Below are 17,358 nucleotides of genomic sequence, written 5' to 3'. Positions count from 1 at the left end.
GATAAACAAAAAGGTGTTCCACGTGGAACACCTTTTTTATCACCCAAGCTTGTTAATAGTTAAAAACAGCCATCACAGGTCATGCTTATGATAACAGTGGCAATCAACCGTGTGGTCATTCACCATACCAACGGCCTGCATAAAGGCGTAGCAAATCGTGGGGCCAACAAAGTTAAAGCCAAGCTTTTTAAGTGCCTTCGACATGGCCTCTGACTCAGGGGTCTGTGCCGGCACTTCGGCGATAGAGCCGAAGTGGTTCACTATTGGCTTGTTGCCGACAAAACCCCACAAAAAATCAGAAAAGTCATTTCCCGCTTCGACGAAGCTGAGATACGCCCGCGCATTACGGATAATGGAGTTGACCTTGGCACGGTTACGTACAATTCCAGGATCTTGCAGCAGCTCTTCAACTTTGACTTCGTCGAAGTCAGCTATGATAGCAGGCTCAAAGTTGGCAAAGGCCGCTTCATAATTTGCCTGCTTCTTTAAGATAGTGATCCAGGAGAGACCAGCCTGTTGCCCGTCCAGACACAACTTGGCGAAGAGCTCTTTGGCATCGTATACCGGCCTGCCCCAAACCTCGTCGTGGTACTGCTGATACAGGCTATCGTTCCCTACCCAAGCGCACCTAACCTTGCTGTCTGCCATCGTCTTTCCCTGTGTTTTAGCCCAAAATTCGCTAAAAAATAGCCTACATAAGCACAGATCTACAAGGTATAATCGAACCCATTTTCTATTTTCAGCTGACAGCAGTAGACATGACGACGAAATACGACGTAAAGACATTCCAGGGCTTTATTTTGACCCTGCAGGATTACTGGGCTCAGCAAGGCTGTGCCATTGTCCAACCACTGGATATGGAAGTCGGTGCCGGCACCTTCCACCCTCAGACCTTCCTGCGCGCCCTCGGCCCCGAGCCAATGAGCAGCGCCTATGTGCAGCCTTCACGCCGCCCAACCGATGGTCGCTACGGTGAAAACCCAAACCGCTTGCAACACTACTACCAATTCCAAGTCGTATTGAAGCCATCCCCTGACAACATTCAAGAACTCTACCTGGGCTCACTGCAAGCCCTGGGCATCGACACCCAAATCCACGATATTCGCTTCGTGGAAGACAACTGGGAATCGCCAACACTGGGCGCCTGGGGTCTGGGTTGGGAAGTCTGGCTAAACGGCATGGAAGTGACTCAGTTCACCTACTTCCAGCAAGTGGGCGGCATCGAATGCAGCCCAGTGACCGGTGAAATCACCTATGGTCTGGAGCGTCTGGCCATGTACATCCAGGGCGTAGACAGCGTTTACGATCTGGTATGGACCGATGGCCCAATGGGCCGCATCACCTATGGCGATGTGTTTCACCAAAACGAAGTAGAACAATCTACCTATAACTTTGAGCACGCCGATGTGAACTTCCTGTTCGGCATGTTCGACCAATGCGAAAAAGCCTGTCAGCATTTGTTGTCATTGGAAACTCCTCTGCCTCTGCCCGCTTACGAGCAAGTCATGAAGGCCTCACACGCGTTCAACCTGCTGGATGCCCGTCACGCTATCTCTGTGACCGAGCGTCAGCGCTACATTCTGCGTGTGCGCACCATGGCCAAGGCAGTTGCCGAAGCCTACTACAAGGCCCGCGAAGCCCTCGGCTTCCCGATGTGCAAATAAGAGGAAGATTAAATGAAATTCGAAAACCTGCTCATCGAAATCGGTACCGAAGAGCTGCCACCGAAGGCCCTGCGCACCCTGGCCGAGTCCTTTCAGGCCAACTTCAGCGAAGAGCTGACCAAGGCCGAACTGCCATTTGACTCCATCCAATGGTATGCCGCCCCACGTCGTCTGGCCCTGTACGTTAAGGGTCTGGCCACCGCTCAGGAAGACAAAGTCGTTGAAAAGCGCGGCCCTGCCGTGCAGTCCGCCTTTGATGCCGACGGTAACCCAACCAAGGCCGCCGAAGGCTGGGCCCGTGGTAACGGCATTACCGTAGCCGAGGCCGAGCGTCTGGCCTCTGACAAAGGCGAATGGCTGGTTTACCGCGCCAATGTGGCTGGTGAGCCGACTGCGGCTCTGGTGCCAGCCATGACCCAGCGCGCGCTCGACAAGCTGCCTATCCCCAAGCCAATGCGCTGGGGCAGCAACAGCACTCAGTTTATCCGCCCTGTGCACACAGTTACCCTGCTGCTTGGCAGCGAACTGATTGCCGGTGAAGTGCTGGGTATCCAGTCTGACCGCATCATCCGTGGCCACCGCTTTATGGGCGAGCCAAGCTTCAGCCTGGATCATGCAGACAACTACCTGTCTGCCCTGAAAGAGCGCGGTAAGGTCATCGCCGATTACCATGCCCGTAAGACCATCATCAAGCTTGATGCCGAAAAAGCGGCAGCTGTCATTGGTGGTAACGCCGACATCGAAGAAAGCCTGCTGGAAGAAGTGGCCTCGCTGGTTGAATGGCCAGTGGTACTCACCGCCCACTTCGAAGACAAGTTCCTGGCCGTGCCCGCCGAGGCGCTGGTGTATACCATGAAGGGCGACCAGAAGTACTTCCCGGTGTTCTCAAACGACGGCAAGCTGCTGCCAAACTTCATCTTTGTGGCCAACATCGAGTCCAAAGATCCGGCGCAAATCATCTCCGGTAACGAGAAGGTAGTGCGTCCACGTCTGGCTGACGCCGAATTCTTCTTCAACACCGACAAGAAGCACACGCTTGAGAGCCGTCTGGCGAGCCTGGATACCGTGGTGTTCCAGAAGCAGCTTGGCACCCTGAAAGACCGCGCCGAGCGAATCTCTGCCCTCGCCGGCTTTATCGCAGCTAAGATTGGCGCCAGCAGCGACGAAGCCGCCCGTGCAGGTCTCCTGTCAAAGTGCGACCTGATGACCAACATGGTGATGGAATTCACCGACACCCAGGGCACCATGGGCATGCACTATGCGCGCCTCGACGGTGAAGCCGAAGCCGTTGCTGTTGCACTGGAAGAGCAATACAAGCCCAAGTTCAGTGGCGACAGCGTGCCAAGTGCCGGTGTTTCCTGCGCCGTGGCGCTGGCGGAAAAGCTCGACACCCTGTCCGGCATCTTCGGTATCGGTCAGGCTCCCAAAGGCGCCGCCGACCCGTTTGCGCTGCGCCGTGCCGCCATCGGTGTGCTGCGTATCATCGTTGAAAACAAGCTGCCACTGGATCTGGTTGATTTGATTGCCAAAGCAGTCGAACTGCACGGCGCCAACCTCAGCAATGCCCAGGCTGCCGATGAAGTGCTTGAGTTCCTGATGGCCCGCTTCCGCGCCTGGTATCAGGACAAGGGCATCAGCACCGACGTTATCCTTGCCGTGCTGGCCCGTCGTCCAACCCGCCCAGCGGATTTTGATGACCGTATTCTGGCGGTAAGCCACTTCCGGACACTGGAGCAGGCAGCAGCGCTGGCCGCCGCCAACAAGCGTGTTTCCAACATTCTTGCCAAGGTGGAAGGTGAACTGCCCAGCAGCATCAATGATGCGCTACTGACCGAAGCCGCTGAAAAGGCACTGGCCGCGAAGCTTGCTGAAGTGACTCCGCTGATTGCACCGCTGTTTGCCGCAGGCAACTACCAGCAGGCGCTGACCGAACTGGCTGCCCTGCGCGAAAGCGTGGATCAGTTCTTCGAAGACGTCATGGTAATGGCCGACGATGCAGCGCTTCGCAACAACCGCCTGGCACTGCTTGGCAACCTGCGCGACCAGTTCCTGCACGTCGCCGACATATCTTTGCTGCAGTAAGGCTGCAGCAATAAGACTCTGTCTTAGCTAAAAAACGCGCCTCTGGGCGCGTTTTTTATTGCTCACTTTTATCAACGGGTAAAGAGAATGAGCTTTTCATGCAGGGGATCGAAGGTTTTTCTGTCCATACCTATGCGAGCCAGCAATTGTTCAAGCTGCGTTTCCTTAAGCCTGGCAGCCTGCCATAACATGGAACACTCACTGATGTAGTTGGCTGTCCAAATAGCTTTGGGAAGTGGGTCTGTGGGCATATTGTCAGGATTGGCCAATGCCGCGAGAGAGCGGGAAAAAAGTGGTGGAAGCTGCCAGGATCGCGCCAACACCGCGCTAAGAATCAATGATTTAGCCGTCAATACCTGACGAAACAACCAGGATCTTGGCTGTTCTCCTGGCTCTGCCTTGGCAAAGGCTTCGAGCAACATCTGAAAAATCGCTATCTTACCCACATCATGAATAAGCCCCAGCATGAAAGCAGTATCCTCATCATCCGTCGCCAAATCCGCAGCAAGATAGGCTACCTGCAACGAATGTCGCCATACCTCGGCGCCAAATCGACGGTAATAAATTGGCTTTATTTCAACTACTTCCCTCACCTTTACTGCACTCACGAAACGCCTGAGCTGTTCTCGACCCAAAATCACCACCGCCTGCTGCAAGCTGGTGATATCCTTCGCCCCACGATGAAATGCAGGTGCATTACAAAGCTGTATCACCTCGGCGCTGAGGACAGGGTCGCGCTTGATAAGCGCTATCACCTCATCGGTATCAACCTCCGGATTGGCAAGCTGTTTATCCAACTCAATCAAATCGTGGGGCAGCTTGAAGACTTTATCGGCAATGACCTTGGGGTCGGCCAGAGCGGCCTCCACATCACCAATCAAGCGTTTCTCCAGATTATTGGCAATCCCGCCAGTGTCTTTTTGACTCGTCGCAAACAGCAGGCTGTAAAAGAGTGCGGCCACGTCTACGGTAGGCGCTGCGGGCGTATCTGAACCACTTGGATTTGAGGACACTTTCTCCGCTACCCTGGTTTGCACCTTGGCAGCCAGGCCTTCGCCGGTGAGGCTGCGGGGGCGCTCGACCACAGTGTTGTCACGGATATTGAAAAGTTTGCTGAAAAGCCGCATTAAGGCCGGTTTCCTTCCAATGAAAAACCCAATTTATCATGCGGGTTATGGCAGAGGTTCAAATTTAAATACCAGGCTTTCAACCGGAAATTGCCAGCCGTGTTGGTCACAGATATTCAACCGCCCCCAACGATAGTCCAGCTGAACCCCGACTTAACAAACTCCAGATAAAACAACATTTATAGATCAATTTATTGACACACCAAGGGGCTTTTTTTAGCTTCAGAAGATGTCTGGTTTACGGAATATCGCCCATGCAGTCTCTATCTCCCCAAATATCCATTGTGGGTGAGCATCAGGTATTCCTTGGCGTACCAGTCGTATCAGACCCAGAGCAGTGCCTGCACACCCAAAGTCGTATCTGGCAGCTGGCCCACAAGTGCCAGGACCGGGACGGCGTGTTGGAAACCGTGCCAGGGATGAATAACCTGACATTAAGGCTGAGTGATAATCAAGACCCCGAGGTCTGGTGCCGCTGGTTAGAAAGCGAATTTCAACGCACCGCCAGCATAGAAATGCCTAAAGGGCGCGAGCATATTATTCCGGTGGCTTATGGTGGAGAAGAAGGGCCCGACCTTCAGACACTGGCGTCACGCCACGGGCTGAATTGCCGGGACATCATTCGTCTTCACACCCAAGGCGATTACCGAGTGCTCTTCATCGGGTTTTTACCGGGATTTCCTTACCTCAGTGGCCTGCCAAATGAATTACATACACCCAGACTCGCCACGCCGAGACAGGCGGTTCCCGCCGGCAGTGTCGGAATAGGTGGCGCCCAGACCGGCATTTATCCCTGCAAGGCGCCAGGCGGCTGGCACCTCATAGGCAGAACCCATATTGAACTCTTTGACCCTAAATCTAACTCCCCTTGCCTGCTGTCACCCGGTGACAGAGTGATTTTTGTAGAAGGTGGGTACGATGCTTGAGGTAGTGCAAGGTGGCATTCAAACCACGGTACAGGATCTCGGTCGAACCGGCGTAGCCCATCTGGGTCTGCCCCGCAGCGGCGCACTGGACCGTCAGGCCCTGCTGCTCGCAAACCGCCTGCTGGGCAATCCCGACAACACGCCTGTGCTGGAGTTTGCCCTGGGGCAGTCCAGCCTTACTTTTAACCGCGATGCCTGGATAGCCCTCACAGGTGCCGATTTCAACGCCCGTATCGATACCAAGCCCGTCTGGAGCGGTTGGCGCTGCCTGATAAAAGCCGGACAGACCCTCAGCCTGCGCGGCCCCAAGGCGGGGATGCGAGCGTATCTGGCGGTCGACGGCGGTATTCAGGTGCCACTGTTTATGGGCTCGGCCAGTACAGATTTATCCAGTGGTGTCGGCGGCGTTGAGGGCCGCGCCCTGAAGTCGGGCGACCGACTGGAGCTGGGGCCAGAACGGCCACTGAAGCATCAGGTTGGCGCCATGCAAAGCCCCTGGGACAACAACATAAGGGTACTGCCCGGGCCGCAATATCCCCTGCTCGACAAGGCATTAACACTCACAGAGGCGATGTGGCAACTACAGCCAAGCAGCAATCGTATGGGTGCGAGACTCGAAGGGCCAGCGCTGCGCTTAAGCCAACCGCTGGAGATGGCATCCCAGGGGGTGTTCCCCGGTGTCATGCAACTGCCACCATCAGGTCAACCCATAGTGCTGTTAAACGACGCGCAAACCACCGGCGGCTACCCCATAGTCGCCTCAGTGATTGAGGCTGACCTGTGGAAACTCGCCCAGGCGCGGCCCGGCCAGTCACTGCAATTTGTACTGGTCGACCGCGCCGAGGCACTGGCTGCCTGTGAACGATGGAAACAGTATTTTTATCGCCTTGGCCGTGCCCTTGGCAGCGGAGATGGCCATGGCTAGTCTTCAGCTAAACGCCGATGTGGGCGAAGGTTATCCCTTTGATGCCGAGATACTCACACTGGTGGATGCCGCCAATATAGCCTGTGGCGGCCACGCCGGTGACTCAGACAGTATGCGCATTACTGTGAAGCTTGCCATGGCGAGCGGCTGCCTGATTGGCGCCCATCCCTCCTTCCCCGACAAGGCCAACTTTGGCCGCCAGCCCATGAGCTTGGAAGCCACCGCGCTGACCACCAGCCTTGTCGACCAAATTCAGGCCCTGAAACAGATTTGCGATGAAGAAGGCGCCGTGATGTTTCACGTGAAACCCCATGGCGCCCTCTACAATCAGGCGGCCTTCGATAAAGGGTTGGCGACATGCCTTATCGAGGCCGTTCAAACCGTCGACGCTAATCTGGTGCTGATGGGACTGGCAGCAAGCCCGCTGCTTCAATGGGCCCGGGAGGCAGGCCTTAGGGTGCAGGCAGAGGCCTTTGCCGACCGCCGCTACGAAGCCGACGCAACCCTGGTGTCGCGGCAAAAACCCGGCGCAGTGATCCACGACCAAGCCGAAGCACTGGTGCAGGTCCAGGGGTTAATGTCGGGCTGCCTAACCTGCATCGATGGCACCCCGCTCCGGTTAAGGGCCGACACCCTGTGCCTGCACGGCGACAATCCCGAGGCACTGCAGTTTGCCCGCCGTATACGGGCATTACTGGAGACGAGCGATGCGGAATGAGCTACTCGCCTTAAATTACTGGCCTCTGATTGGCATTCCCGTGGTGGTGCTGGGCTTCGCCATGAGATTCAACCCCTTATTGGTCGTTACCGTGGCGGGCCTGATCACCGGCTGGGCGGTGGGCATGGATGCAGTTACCTTACTGGAAACCTTCGGCGAGAAGTTTCTCTCCAGCCGCCAACTGGCGTCCTTCCTGCTTATCCTGCCCGTGATTGCCCTGCTGGAACGTCATGGCCTCAGAGAGCGCGCCAAGGGCTGGATTGCGACTATTAAAAGCGCTACCACAGCACGCATCCTCTCCCTCTACTTCGTGGTGCGGGAAGCCAGCGCCGCCTTAGGACTGTTAAGCCTGGGTGGGCATGCCCAGACGGTGAGGCCACTGCTGGCCCCCATGGCGGAAGCTGCCGCCATCAATGCCTATGGGCCCCTGCCCAAGCCCATCCGCGACAAAATCGCCGCCCACGCAGCCGCCTGTGATAACGTAGCCATGTTTTTTGGTGAGGACATCTTTATCGCGTTCGGCGCCGTGTTGCTGATGGATGCCTTCCTCAAAGAAAACGGCATTGCGGGTGTCGAGCCATTGCACATCGGCCTGTGGGCTATTCCTACCGCCATAGCGGCGCTGATTATTCATCTGTTCAGGCTCTCAAGGCTGGAAGCCAGCATTCGCCGCGATATTGCCCTGTGGCAGGCGAATGATGCCCCCACTCAACAGGGGGCAGAAGCATGAGCCTTATCAGCATCGACGATATCTACCTGTTGATTGGGCTGGTGGTGGCCATTTTGGTGATACTGACCCTGAGGGACAAACAACATCCCAAGCGGCTCACCACGGCCTTGTTTTGGGGTCTGTTCGGCAGCCTGTTCCTGTTTGGCGACCTGGCGGTGAATACCCTGGGCGCCAAACAGGCGCACCAGATTGCGGGCACCATGGTGATTGGTATCGCCTTGCTGGCGGGAATGGGCCGGGTCAGCCTTGGCAACTATCAGGAAACAAGCCCGGCCGAGAAAACGGCCAGCGCCGAGCGGCTCGGCAATAAGCTCTTTCTGCCGGCGCTGCTTATCCCCCTGCTGACGGTTGCGGCTACCCTGCTGCTTGCGGGGGTAAGTTTCGGTGAAGTGCTCCTGCTCGACCCCAAACATCAAACCCTGGCGGCGCTGGCGCTGGCATGCGGTGTTGCCCTGCTGGTGGGCTGGCGCCTGACCGGCGATAACCCACTCAAGGCCGTAGCAGGGTCTCGTCGATTGGTGGACAGTATCGGCTGGGCCGCAATTCTGCCACAAATGTTGGCTATGCTGGGTGGCGTGTTTGTGGTGGCGCAAACCGGCGACAGCATCAAGGCGCTGGTCAGTCTGTTTGTTGACCCCAATAATCGATTCGGGCTGGTGGTGATTTACTGTATGGGGATGGCACTCTTTACCATGATCATGGGTAATACCTTTGCTGCCTTCCCGGTGATGACCGCCGGTATCGCCCTGCCATTTTTGATTGAGGGGCAAGGCGCCAGTCCGGCGCCCTTGATGGCCATTGGCATGTACTCGGGTTATTGTGGCACCCTGATGACACCCATGGCAGCCAACTTCAACATAGTGCCAGCGGCCTTACTCGACCTCGATGACAAGTATCAGGTCATCAAGGTGCAGATACCCACGGCGCTGGCATTGCTGACCACCAACATATTCCTGATGTTTTTCATCGTTTTTGACTGAGCGAGCCCATTATGAAACCCGTGCCACTGATTTTGCTCACCGGATTTGAACCCTTTGGCGGCGAGGTGATTAACCCATCCTGGGAGGCGGTAAAAAACCTCGATGGCGAGCTTATCTGTCGCCACAGAATTAAGGCCATCAAGCTGCCCTGCGTGTTCCACGATGTACTCAGCCAGCTGACCGAAGCCATCGATTACCACCAGCCAGCCCTGGTGCTGTGTGTTGGTCAGGCAAGCGGACGCAGTGAGCTGACCCTTGAGCGTATTGGCATCAATATCGACGATGCCCGAATTGCCGATAATCGCGGCCAGCAGCCCATCGATGAACCCGTGATAGCCGGTGGCCCGGCGGCCTACTTCGCCACCCTGCCCATCAAGGCCATGGTGCGCGACCTGCGCGAAGCCGGGATCCCTGCGGCCGTGTCTAATACCGCAGGCACCTTTGTCTGTAACCATGTGCTCTATGGCATGCTGCATCAGCTAAGCCAAACCCCAGAATGCCGCGGCGGCTTTTTGCATATACCTCTGGCACCCGAACAGGCCTCGCGGCTACCGGGCACGCCGTCAATGGCCCTGGAAACCGTTATCCACGGCCTGCGGCTGATGCTGGCCACCGCCATAACCACCGCAACCGACATTCATGAAAGTGCCGGAGTCACCCACTGATGGCATTTGACGATACTTTCCGCCTGAGCTGCCATGGGGTGATCACCAACGATGAAGGCAAAGTATTGCTGCTCAAGGCCAATTACGGCAACGGTAACTGGGGCCTGCCCGGTGGCGCCCTGGAGCCGGGCGAAACCATACATCAGGCACTGTTGCGTGAATGCCTCGAAGAGCTTGGCCAGGCCGTCATCATCGACTATCTCAGCGGCGTGTATTTTCACTCGGCTTACAACTCACAGGCCTTTATCTTTCGCGTTCGGTTAACCGAAGCCAACATAGTGCTGAGCCCAGAGCACAGCGAATACGCCTTCTTTGCCATCGATAGTCTGCCGCAGGTGCAGCAGCGCCGGGTGCGCGAATGCCTCGATTTTCAGGGTCAGGTGCTCAGCGCTGCATTTTAAGCCGCTGTCTATTGAGAATCCGATAAACACCCGCGAAGGGACTCCTCAAGAACCTCATCGAATGCCCAACCGCCTGACGAGTGATGAATATTCCCTTTAATAAACAAATAATTGCCATTCACAACTAAATGCTGTCCAATGGATAGCGACATACACTTGAACACGCTAAGCAACCAAATACTCAAGGAGTTCTCGGCATACAGGGAGGAAGCCAGTGCAACTGTTCAAAAAATCCATTCCGTATCTCTTATGTTTAGGCGTAGGAGTTATCTCTGGCCTCATGATTCATGATGAAGGCGCCAGCGCACAGCCGGTGGATCACCCAAACATAGTTCTAACCGCTGACACGGCTGCTGGCGGCAGTGTGGCAACCATAACAGACCATGCAACCACGGGAGAGCATTGCACCGAGGCTGCGATGCCGACTCCAGAAAATGATGACTCGCAGCACATTGCCTCCCTCAGGCAAACCATCGCAGCGCTTGAAAGTGAAAACGATTATTTAAAGGACGCACTGAACAATGCAGTTTCAGCGGCAAAGGAACAGGGGATTTCGGCAGTAAACGCCGATAACGACCAAGACAATACTTCAGCAACCATCAGCGTCGAGGACGTTCAGCGCCATATGCCCGCCCCTTTTGCCGACTTGATTGCCAACAGGAAAGGGATGATTGCCGAGCTGTTCAACAAGTTGCAAGCCGAGCCCAAGGATGATGATTGGGCCGTGGTGATGGAACAACAGATCAGCGACTTCATTCTGACCCATGCCCGGTCGGGTGAAGTGGATATTCAGGCCATCAATTGCAAAAAAACCACCTGCGAAATCAGAGCGTTTGAAGTGACATCCAACGGCTGGGACAAAATATATGAAGAAATGATGCGTGAGCCCTGGTGGGTATTTCGCAGCACCGCCGCCTCCTTTGGCAAGTCAACGGAGCACGGCGATTACTTTTATCTGGTGGTCTCTGGGTAAATATCAACAAAAAAGGGAAAGCAGTGCTTTCCCTTTTTCTTAGTAACGAACCTGATTACACGTCGAGGTTGGCCACGTTAAGGGCGTTGGCCTCGATAAAGTCACGGCGCGGCTCAACCTGGTCACCCATCAGACAAGTAAACAGCTGATCGGCGGCAATGGCGTCTTCAATAGTCACCTGCAGCATACGACGGCTTTCAGGATCCATGGTGGTTTCCCACAGCTGATCAGGGTTCATCTCACCCAGACCCTTATAGCGCTGGATGTACAGGCCGCGTTTGGACTCACCCACCAGCCAGTCGAGGGCTTCGATAAAGCTGGATACCTGCTTCACTTTTTCACCGCGCTGCACATAACCGCCCTCTTCAATCAGGCCATCGAGGGCAGTGGCCAGGGCTCCGAGCTTGCGATAGTCGCTGGACTGGAAGAAGTCATAGGTGAACAGATACTCATGGTCGATACCGTGGCGACGCAGGGTCACCTTGGGCACGTATACCTGACGCTCTGGATCATGTTCAGCCACGGCGCTGTAGATAACACCGCTGCTTTCACGCTCAACCAGGTCGGCCACAAAGGTATCACACCAGGCCTGAACCTTGGCCTGATCCGCCAGGATGTCGTTGCTCAGCACAGGATGGTAGAGCATGCGATCGGTCAGCACCTCTGGATAACGCATATCCAGACGGGCGATGATTCCTTCTACTTCACGGTACTGATTCACCAGTTTTTCCAGCGGCTCGCCGCTCATACCGGGCGCGCCCTGTGATGGGTGAATAGAAGCACCGTCCAGTGCGCCTGTGGTCAGAAACTCGGTCAGGGCAGCATCGTCTTTCAGGTACTGCTCGTGCTTGCCTTTCTTCACCTTGTACAGTGGTGGCTGAGCGATATACACGTAACCGCGTTCAATCAGCTCAGGCATCTGACGGAAGAAGAAGGTCAGCAGAAGGGTACGAATGTGAGAACCGTCCACGTCAGCATCCGTCATGATGATGATGTAGTGGTAGCGGGTCTTGTCCGGATCATACTCATCGCGACCGATACCACAGCCAAGGGCGGTGATAAGGGTGGCCACTTCCTGAGAAGACAGCATCTTGTCGAAACGGGCTTTTTCCACGTTAAGGATTTTACCCTTGAGCGGCAGAATCGCCTGGTTTTTACGGTTTCGGCCTTGTTTGGCAGAGCCACCGGCCGAATCACCCTCCACTATGTAGATTTCGGAGAGTCCGGGATCTTTTTCCTGGCAATCAGCCAGCTTGCCGGGCAAACCGCCCAGATCCAGCGCACCTTTACGGCGAGTCATCTCACGGGCCTTACGGGCCGCTTCACGGGCACGGGCCGCATCGATGATCTTACCGACAATCAGTTTCGCGTCTGTGGGGTTTTCCAGCAGGTAGTCATTGAGTTTTTCACCCATGGTCTGCTCAACCGCGGCCTTAACTTCGCTGGAAACCAGCTTGTCCTTGGTCTGGGAGCTGAACTTGGGATCCGGTACCTTGACCGAAATCACCGCCGTCAGACCTTCACGGGCATCATCACCGGTGGCGCTGGTCTTGTTTTTCTTGTTGTAACCCTCAGCTTCCATGTAGTTGTTGAGGTTACGGGTCAGGGCGCCGCGGAAACCAGCCAGGTGAGTACCGCCGTCGCGCTGAGGAATGTTGTTGGTAAAACAGAAGATGTTTTCCTGGAAGCCATCGTTCCACTGCATGGCGACTTCCACGGTAATGCCATCTTCACGCTCCTGGGCGAAGTGGAATACATCTTTGTTGACCGGTGTTTTGTTGCGGTTCAGATAATCAACGAAGGCGCTGATACCACCCTCGTATTTGAAGAATTCATCCTTGTTGTCACGCTCATCCACCAGACGGATTCCCACGCCTGAGTTCAGGAACGACAGCTCCCGCACGCGCTTGGCCAGGATATCGAAGTGGAATTCCACGTCGGAGAAGGTTTGTTCGCTGGGCCAGAAACGGATTTCGGTTCCTGTCTTGCTGGCATCACCCACCACCTTGATGGGCGCATCCGGCACACCATGGGTGTAAAACTGCTCGTGAACCTTGCCTTCACGGCGAATGGTCAGCTGCAGCTTTTTGGACAGGGCGTTCACCACGGACACACCCACACCGTGCAAACCGCCGGATACCTTGTAGGAGTTGTCGTCGAACTTACCGCCGGCGTGCAAAACCGTCATGATCACTTCGGCAGCAGATACCCCTTCTTCAGGGTGAATGGCAACCGGAATACCACGGCCATCGTCTTTGACCGAAACAGAACCATCCACATGGATGGTGATGGTGATTTCGCTGCAGTGCCCGGCCAGGGCTTCGTCGATAGAGTTGTCGACGACCTCGAACACCATGTGATGCAGACCCGTACCATCGTCGGTGTCACCGATATACATCCCTGGTCTTTTGCGTACTGCATCAAGGCCTTTAAGTACCTTAATACTCGACGAATCGTAAGTATTCTCTGACATATTTCTCTCTCGTCGGTTATGGAAGGGTGCTTCTTCCCGTCAACATACAGGGATGACTCAGGGGATACCCCGGGGCCAGCCCCTTCCTTATTTAGTCTGTGTTACCCGGCCGGCCTGTACATGAAACATCCTGTCGGGGGGCACTGGCAAAGAATCCACAATGGCTGAAGGTTCGATGGCGGTGACAAACAATTGTGCCCCCGTGTCTATCAGTTCTTTCAGCAATAGCTGCCGGTGCTTGGCATCCAACTCGGAGGGCAGATCGTCCACCAGATAGATGCTGTGTTTATCGATTTGCTGCTTGAGCAACTTGCCCTGGGCGATGCGAAGGGCACACACCAATAGTTTCAGTTGGCCGCGGGACAGCGCATCCTGTGCGGGCAAATTACCAACCCGCAATCTGAGGTCTGCCTTATGGGGTCCGCTGACCGTATGACCTATGGCCAAATCCCGTGCATACTGGGTCTTGAGCAACTCGGCAAAGTCGGTCTTGCTGTCCCAGCCGCGGGTGAAAGAAACCCGGATATCCACATCGGGTAAAAACTCCCCGATTATACCCTTAAGCACGCCATTTAACGAGCCTACATAATCGTTTCTTATCGCTGTGACTTCAAGGGCATAGCGAATTAATTCCTTGTCCCAGAATGCGATATGTTCATAGGAAGCGCCGTCTCTAAGCAGCTGATTCCGTTGCTTTAAAATCCTGCGGGTATTCATCCACGCCAGATGGAATTGTTTGGAGGCGTGGAAGGCGCCCCAATCGATAAACTGGCGCCGGGCAGAAGGGCCTTCAAACAACAGTGAAAAGCTCTCGGGAGTTATTACCTGTATGGGTAAAGCTTCGGCCAGTTGAGACAGACGCTTGACCTTTTCGCCATCGATTTTGACTTCGGTATCGCCACTGCGATGGCGCCGCAAACCGATACGGCTATCGCCGGCCGGTCCATCAGCAACGGCAAACAGCGTCAGGCTGTCGGCATCGTTCTGAATAACCCTCTGGGACAAATGGCTTCGAAACGAGCGCCCCATACCAAGAAAATAGATGGCTTCGAGAATGCTGGTTTTGCCGCTGCCGTTATGGCCATAAATGAGATTCAGCCCGGCGCCTGGGGCAAGCTGGGCTGAATCAATATTGCGAAATGCGTCGATGGAAAGACGACTAAGGCTCATAGGGACCGCTTATTGAAGCTGGAATAATCCTCAGAGCCTCATTGGCATGACCACGTACATGGAGTCTTCTTCCACGTGGTTTTCAATCAGGGCGCTGGAGTTGCTGTCGATGAGGGTAACACGTACCTCGTCGGAGCGCAGGCTGTTGAGCACATCCAGCAGATAAGACACGTTGAAACCAATCTCGAGGGTAGTGGAGTTGTAATCCACGTCGATGATTTCTTCCGCTTCTTCCTGCTCGGGGTTATTGGCAGTGATTTTAAGCAAACCATCTTCCAGCAGAATGCGCACACCGCGGAATTTCTCGTTCGACAGAATCGATGCCCGTAAAAGCGCCTGCTTAAGTTGGTTACGGCTGGCAATCACGATTTTATCGCCACCCTTTGGCAGCACGCGGCGATAGTCGGGGAAGCGGCCATCCACCAGCTTACTGGTGAACACAGCCGTGGCGGTGGTCGCACGAATGGCGCTTTCGCCAATGGCCAGGGTGATGTCCTGATCTTCAGCGTCGAGCAAACGCGACAGCTCGACCACACCTTTACGGGGCACAATAACCTGTTTTTCGGGCAATGATGCCTCAATCATGCGGTGACTCAGTGCCAGGCGGTGGCCATCGGTGGCCACGGCACGAAGCACATTACCTTCGGTTTCAATAAGCAAACCATTGAGATAATAGCGCACGTCCTGGTTGGCCATGGAAAACTGAGTGGCATCAATCAGCGACTTGAGGGTGCCCTGCTTTAGGGTAAATTCGATGTCCGGGCGGAAGGCCTCGACATTGGGGTATTCTTCGGCAGGCAGGGTCGCCAGCGAGAAGCGACTGCGGCCACAGCGCAGCAACCACTTATTTTCCTGCTGCTCGACCTTGAGCTCAGTCTGCTCCGGCAAGGACTTAACGATATCCAGTAACTTCTTGGCAGGCACCGTGGTGCGGCCTTCCTGAATATCACCGTGAACCGTGGCTTCCCCCACGAGTTCCACTTCCAGGTCAGTCCCGGTCATCTTAAGTGAGTGACCACTTACTTCCACTAAAAGATTCGCCAGAATAGGCAGATTATGCCGTCTTTCCACCGCTCCGCTTACCAGCTGCAACGGCTTTAACAGCGCATCCCTATCAATAGAAAATTTCATCGTGTCCAATCCCTGTCTTTTAGGAAGATAAGGTACGAATCAGGTTGGCGTAATCTTCTTTAATATCGTGGCTCTCTTCACGGAGCTGAGCGATCTTGCGACAGGCATGCAGCACAGTCGTGTGGTCGCGACCACCAAAGGCATCGCCAATCTCGGGCAAACTTTGGTTGGTCAGCTCTTTGGAGAGGGCCATGGCCATTTGTCTTGGGCGCGCCACACTGCGGGAACGACGCTTGGACAACATGTCAGCCATTTTGATTTTGTAGTATTCGGCCACCGTCTTCTGAATGTTGTCTATAGTGACCAATTTTTCCTGCAGAGCCAAGAGGTCACGCAGTGCTTCGCGCACAAAATCGATAGTGATTGGCCGACCGGTGAAATTCGCGTTGGCAATAACCCGGTTCAGAGCGCCTTCCAGCTCGCGCACATTGGATCGCAAGCGCTTGGCTATAAAGAAGGCCACTTCATCGGGCAGGTTGATGCCGCTCTCCTGAGCCTTGCGCATCAAAATTGCCACCCGGGTTTCGAGTTCTGGCGGTTCAATGGCAACGGTTAAGCCCCAGCCGAAGCGGGACTTGAGCCTGTCCTCTACCCCGTCAATTTCTTTGGGGTAGCGATCTGAAGTCAGGATGATCTGGTGGTTGCCTTCCAGCAATGCGTTGAAGGTGTGGAAAAATTCTTCCTGGGATCTGTCTTTGTTGGCAAAGAACTGGATGTCATCGATAAAGAGCGCATCCACACTGCGGTAATAACGCTTGAACTCTTCAATGGCATTGTTTTGCAGTGCCTTAACCATATCCTGCACAAAGCGCTCGGAATGCATGTACACCACTTTGGCATTGGGATTGTTTTTAATAATGCCATTGCCCACGGCGTGCAGCAGGTGGGTTTTACCCAGACCAGTGCCACCGTATAAAAACAGGGGGTTATAGGCACCACCAGGATTTTCAGCCACTTGCAGTGCCGCCGCCTTACCCAATTGGTTCGATTTACCTTCTACAAAGTTATCGAACTGATAGGTGGGATTGATGTTGCTGCGATGATTGCTGACCGCAGGCTCGGGCTGACTGGCAAAGCTATTGCCGGGTTTGGGCTGCGGCGCTGCAGCCTTAACGGCAGCAGGCGCTGGTGCTTGAGGTTTGGCAGAGGGACGGCTGCCGATATCGAAGCGCAGTTTTGGGGCATTATCCCCCATCTGCTCGGTAAAAAATTGGTTGATTGAATTAATGTACTTGTCGCGTACCCAATCCAATACAAAGCGGTTTGGCGCATACAGCACCAGGGTGTCACCTTCCATTTCGGCCTGTAACGGTCTGATCCACATGCTGAATTGCTGCGCAGAAAGCTCATCTTGCAGCCTGCCGATACACTGTTGCCAAAGTGAAACCGCCAC

16 protein-coding genes are annotated in these 17,358 nt (G+C 55.0%); 10 read left to right on the top strand and 6 right to left on the bottom strand.

The window, feature by feature from the left end:
- Positions 1–72: 72 nt before the first annotated feature.
- Positions 73–648 (bottom strand): DNA-3-methyladenine glycosylase I, encoded by a 576-nt coding sequence (locus JQC75_RS00080; protein ID WP_203325550.1) that lies wholly within the window; start codon positions 646–648, stop codon positions 73–75.
- Between the two features lie 110 nt (positions 649–758).
- Here JQC75_RS00080 and glyQ point away from each other — a divergent pair, with 110 nt between their 5' ends.
- Complete coding sequence (glyQ, locus tag JQC75_RS00075; protein ID WP_203325549.1) at positions 759–1,664, top strand: glycine--tRNA ligase subunit alpha; 906 nt, start codon at positions 759–761, stop codon at positions 1,662–1,664.
- Between the two features lie 12 nt (positions 1,665–1,676).
- Complete coding sequence (gene glyS / locus JQC75_RS00070) at positions 1,677–3,746, top strand: glycine--tRNA ligase subunit beta (protein ID WP_203325548.1); 2,070 nt, start codon at positions 1,677–1,679, stop codon at positions 3,744–3,746.
- Between the two features lie 71 nt (positions 3,747–3,817).
- On the opposite strand, the gene JQC75_RS00065 is transcribed toward glyS, so the two are convergent.
- Complete coding sequence (locus JQC75_RS00065) at positions 3,818–4,873, bottom strand: HDOD domain-containing protein (protein ID WP_203325547.1); 1,056 nt, start codon at positions 4,871–4,873, stop codon at positions 3,818–3,820.
- 254 nt (positions 4,874–5,127) lie between these two features.
- Here JQC75_RS00065 and pxpB point away from each other — a divergent pair, with 254 nt between their 5' ends.
- From pxpB to JQC75_RS00025, 8 genes are all read left to right on the top strand, one after another.
- A complete protein-coding gene (gene pxpB, locus JQC75_RS00060; protein ID WP_203325546.1) occupies positions 5,128–5,799 on the top strand; it encodes a 5-oxoprolinase subunit PxpB in 672 nt (223 codons plus the stop codon).
- On the top strand, positions 5,792–6,724 hold the full coding sequence (locus JQC75_RS00055; protein WP_203325545.1) for a 5-oxoprolinase subunit C family protein: 933 nt from the start codon (positions 5,792–5,794) through the stop codon (positions 6,722–6,724). Before pxpB ends, JQC75_RS00055 begins: the two co-directional genes overlap by 8 nt.
- Complete coding sequence (gene pxpA / locus JQC75_RS00050) at positions 6,717–7,442, top strand: 5-oxoprolinase subunit PxpA (RefSeq protein WP_203325544.1); 726 nt, start codon at positions 6,717–6,719, stop codon at positions 7,440–7,442. The genes JQC75_RS00055 and pxpA overlap by 8 nt, the downstream gene beginning before the upstream one ends.
- Entirely contained in the window at positions 7,432–8,172 is a 741-nt protein-coding gene (locus JQC75_RS00045; protein WP_203325543.1) for a DUF969 domain-containing protein, read from the top strand. The genes pxpA and JQC75_RS00045 overlap by 11 nt, the downstream gene beginning before the upstream one ends.
- A complete protein-coding gene (locus tag JQC75_RS00040; RefSeq protein ID WP_203325542.1) occupies positions 8,169–9,152 on the top strand; it encodes a DUF979 domain-containing protein in 984 nt (327 codons plus the stop codon). The genes JQC75_RS00045 and JQC75_RS00040 overlap by 4 nt, the downstream gene beginning before the upstream one ends.
- 11 nt (positions 9,153–9,163) lie before the next feature.
- Complete coding sequence (gene pcp, locus JQC75_RS00035) at positions 9,164–9,817, top strand: pyroglutamyl-peptidase I (protein WP_203325541.1); 654 nt, start codon at positions 9,164–9,166, stop codon at positions 9,815–9,817.
- Positions 9,817–10,218 (top strand): NUDIX hydrolase, encoded by a 402-nt coding sequence (locus JQC75_RS00030; protein ID WP_203325540.1) that lies wholly within the window; start codon positions 9,817–9,819, stop codon positions 10,216–10,218. Before pcp ends, JQC75_RS00030 begins: the two co-directional genes overlap by 1 nt.
- 214 nt (positions 10,219–10,432) lie before the next feature.
- Entirely contained in the window at positions 10,433–11,191 is a 759-nt protein-coding gene (locus tag JQC75_RS00025) for a hypothetical protein (RefSeq protein WP_203325539.1), read from the top strand.
- Between the two features lie 55 nt (positions 11,192–11,246).
- Here the strand turns inward: JQC75_RS00025 and gyrB are convergent, their stop codons facing one another.
- The 4 genes from gyrB to dnaA form a co-directional block, all read right to left on the bottom strand.
- Entirely contained in the window at positions 11,247–13,664 is a 2,418-nt protein-coding gene (gyrB, locus tag JQC75_RS00020; RefSeq protein ID WP_203325538.1) for a DNA topoisomerase (ATP-hydrolyzing) subunit B, read from the bottom strand.
- A gap of 87 nt (positions 13,665–13,751) precedes the next feature.
- Positions 13,752–14,834, bottom strand: a complete 1,083-nt coding sequence (recF, locus tag JQC75_RS00015; protein WP_203325537.1) for a DNA replication/repair protein RecF — start codon at positions 14,832–14,834, stop codon at positions 13,752–13,754.
- Between the two features lie 30 nt (positions 14,835–14,864).
- Positions 14,865–15,965, bottom strand: a complete 1,101-nt coding sequence (dnaN, locus tag JQC75_RS00010; protein WP_203325536.1) for a DNA polymerase III subunit beta — start codon at positions 15,963–15,965, stop codon at positions 14,865–14,867.
- A 19-nt stretch (positions 15,966–15,984) separates the two neighbouring features.
- The gene (gene dnaA, locus JQC75_RS00005) at positions 15,985–17,358 is read right to left on the bottom strand and encodes a chromosomal replication initiator protein DnaA (protein WP_203325535.1); all 1,374 of its coding nucleotides are present in this window, start codon (positions 17,356–17,358) and stop codon (positions 15,985–15,987) included.

The sequence above is a fragment of the Shewanella litorisediminis genome (assembly GCF_016834455.1).
Lineage (GTDB): Bacteria > Pseudomonadota > Gammaproteobacteria > Enterobacterales > Shewanellaceae > Shewanella > Shewanella litorisediminis.
The sequence above is the reverse complement of the archived record's forward strand: the minus strand, read 5'-3'. Positions and strand labels throughout refer to the sequence as shown.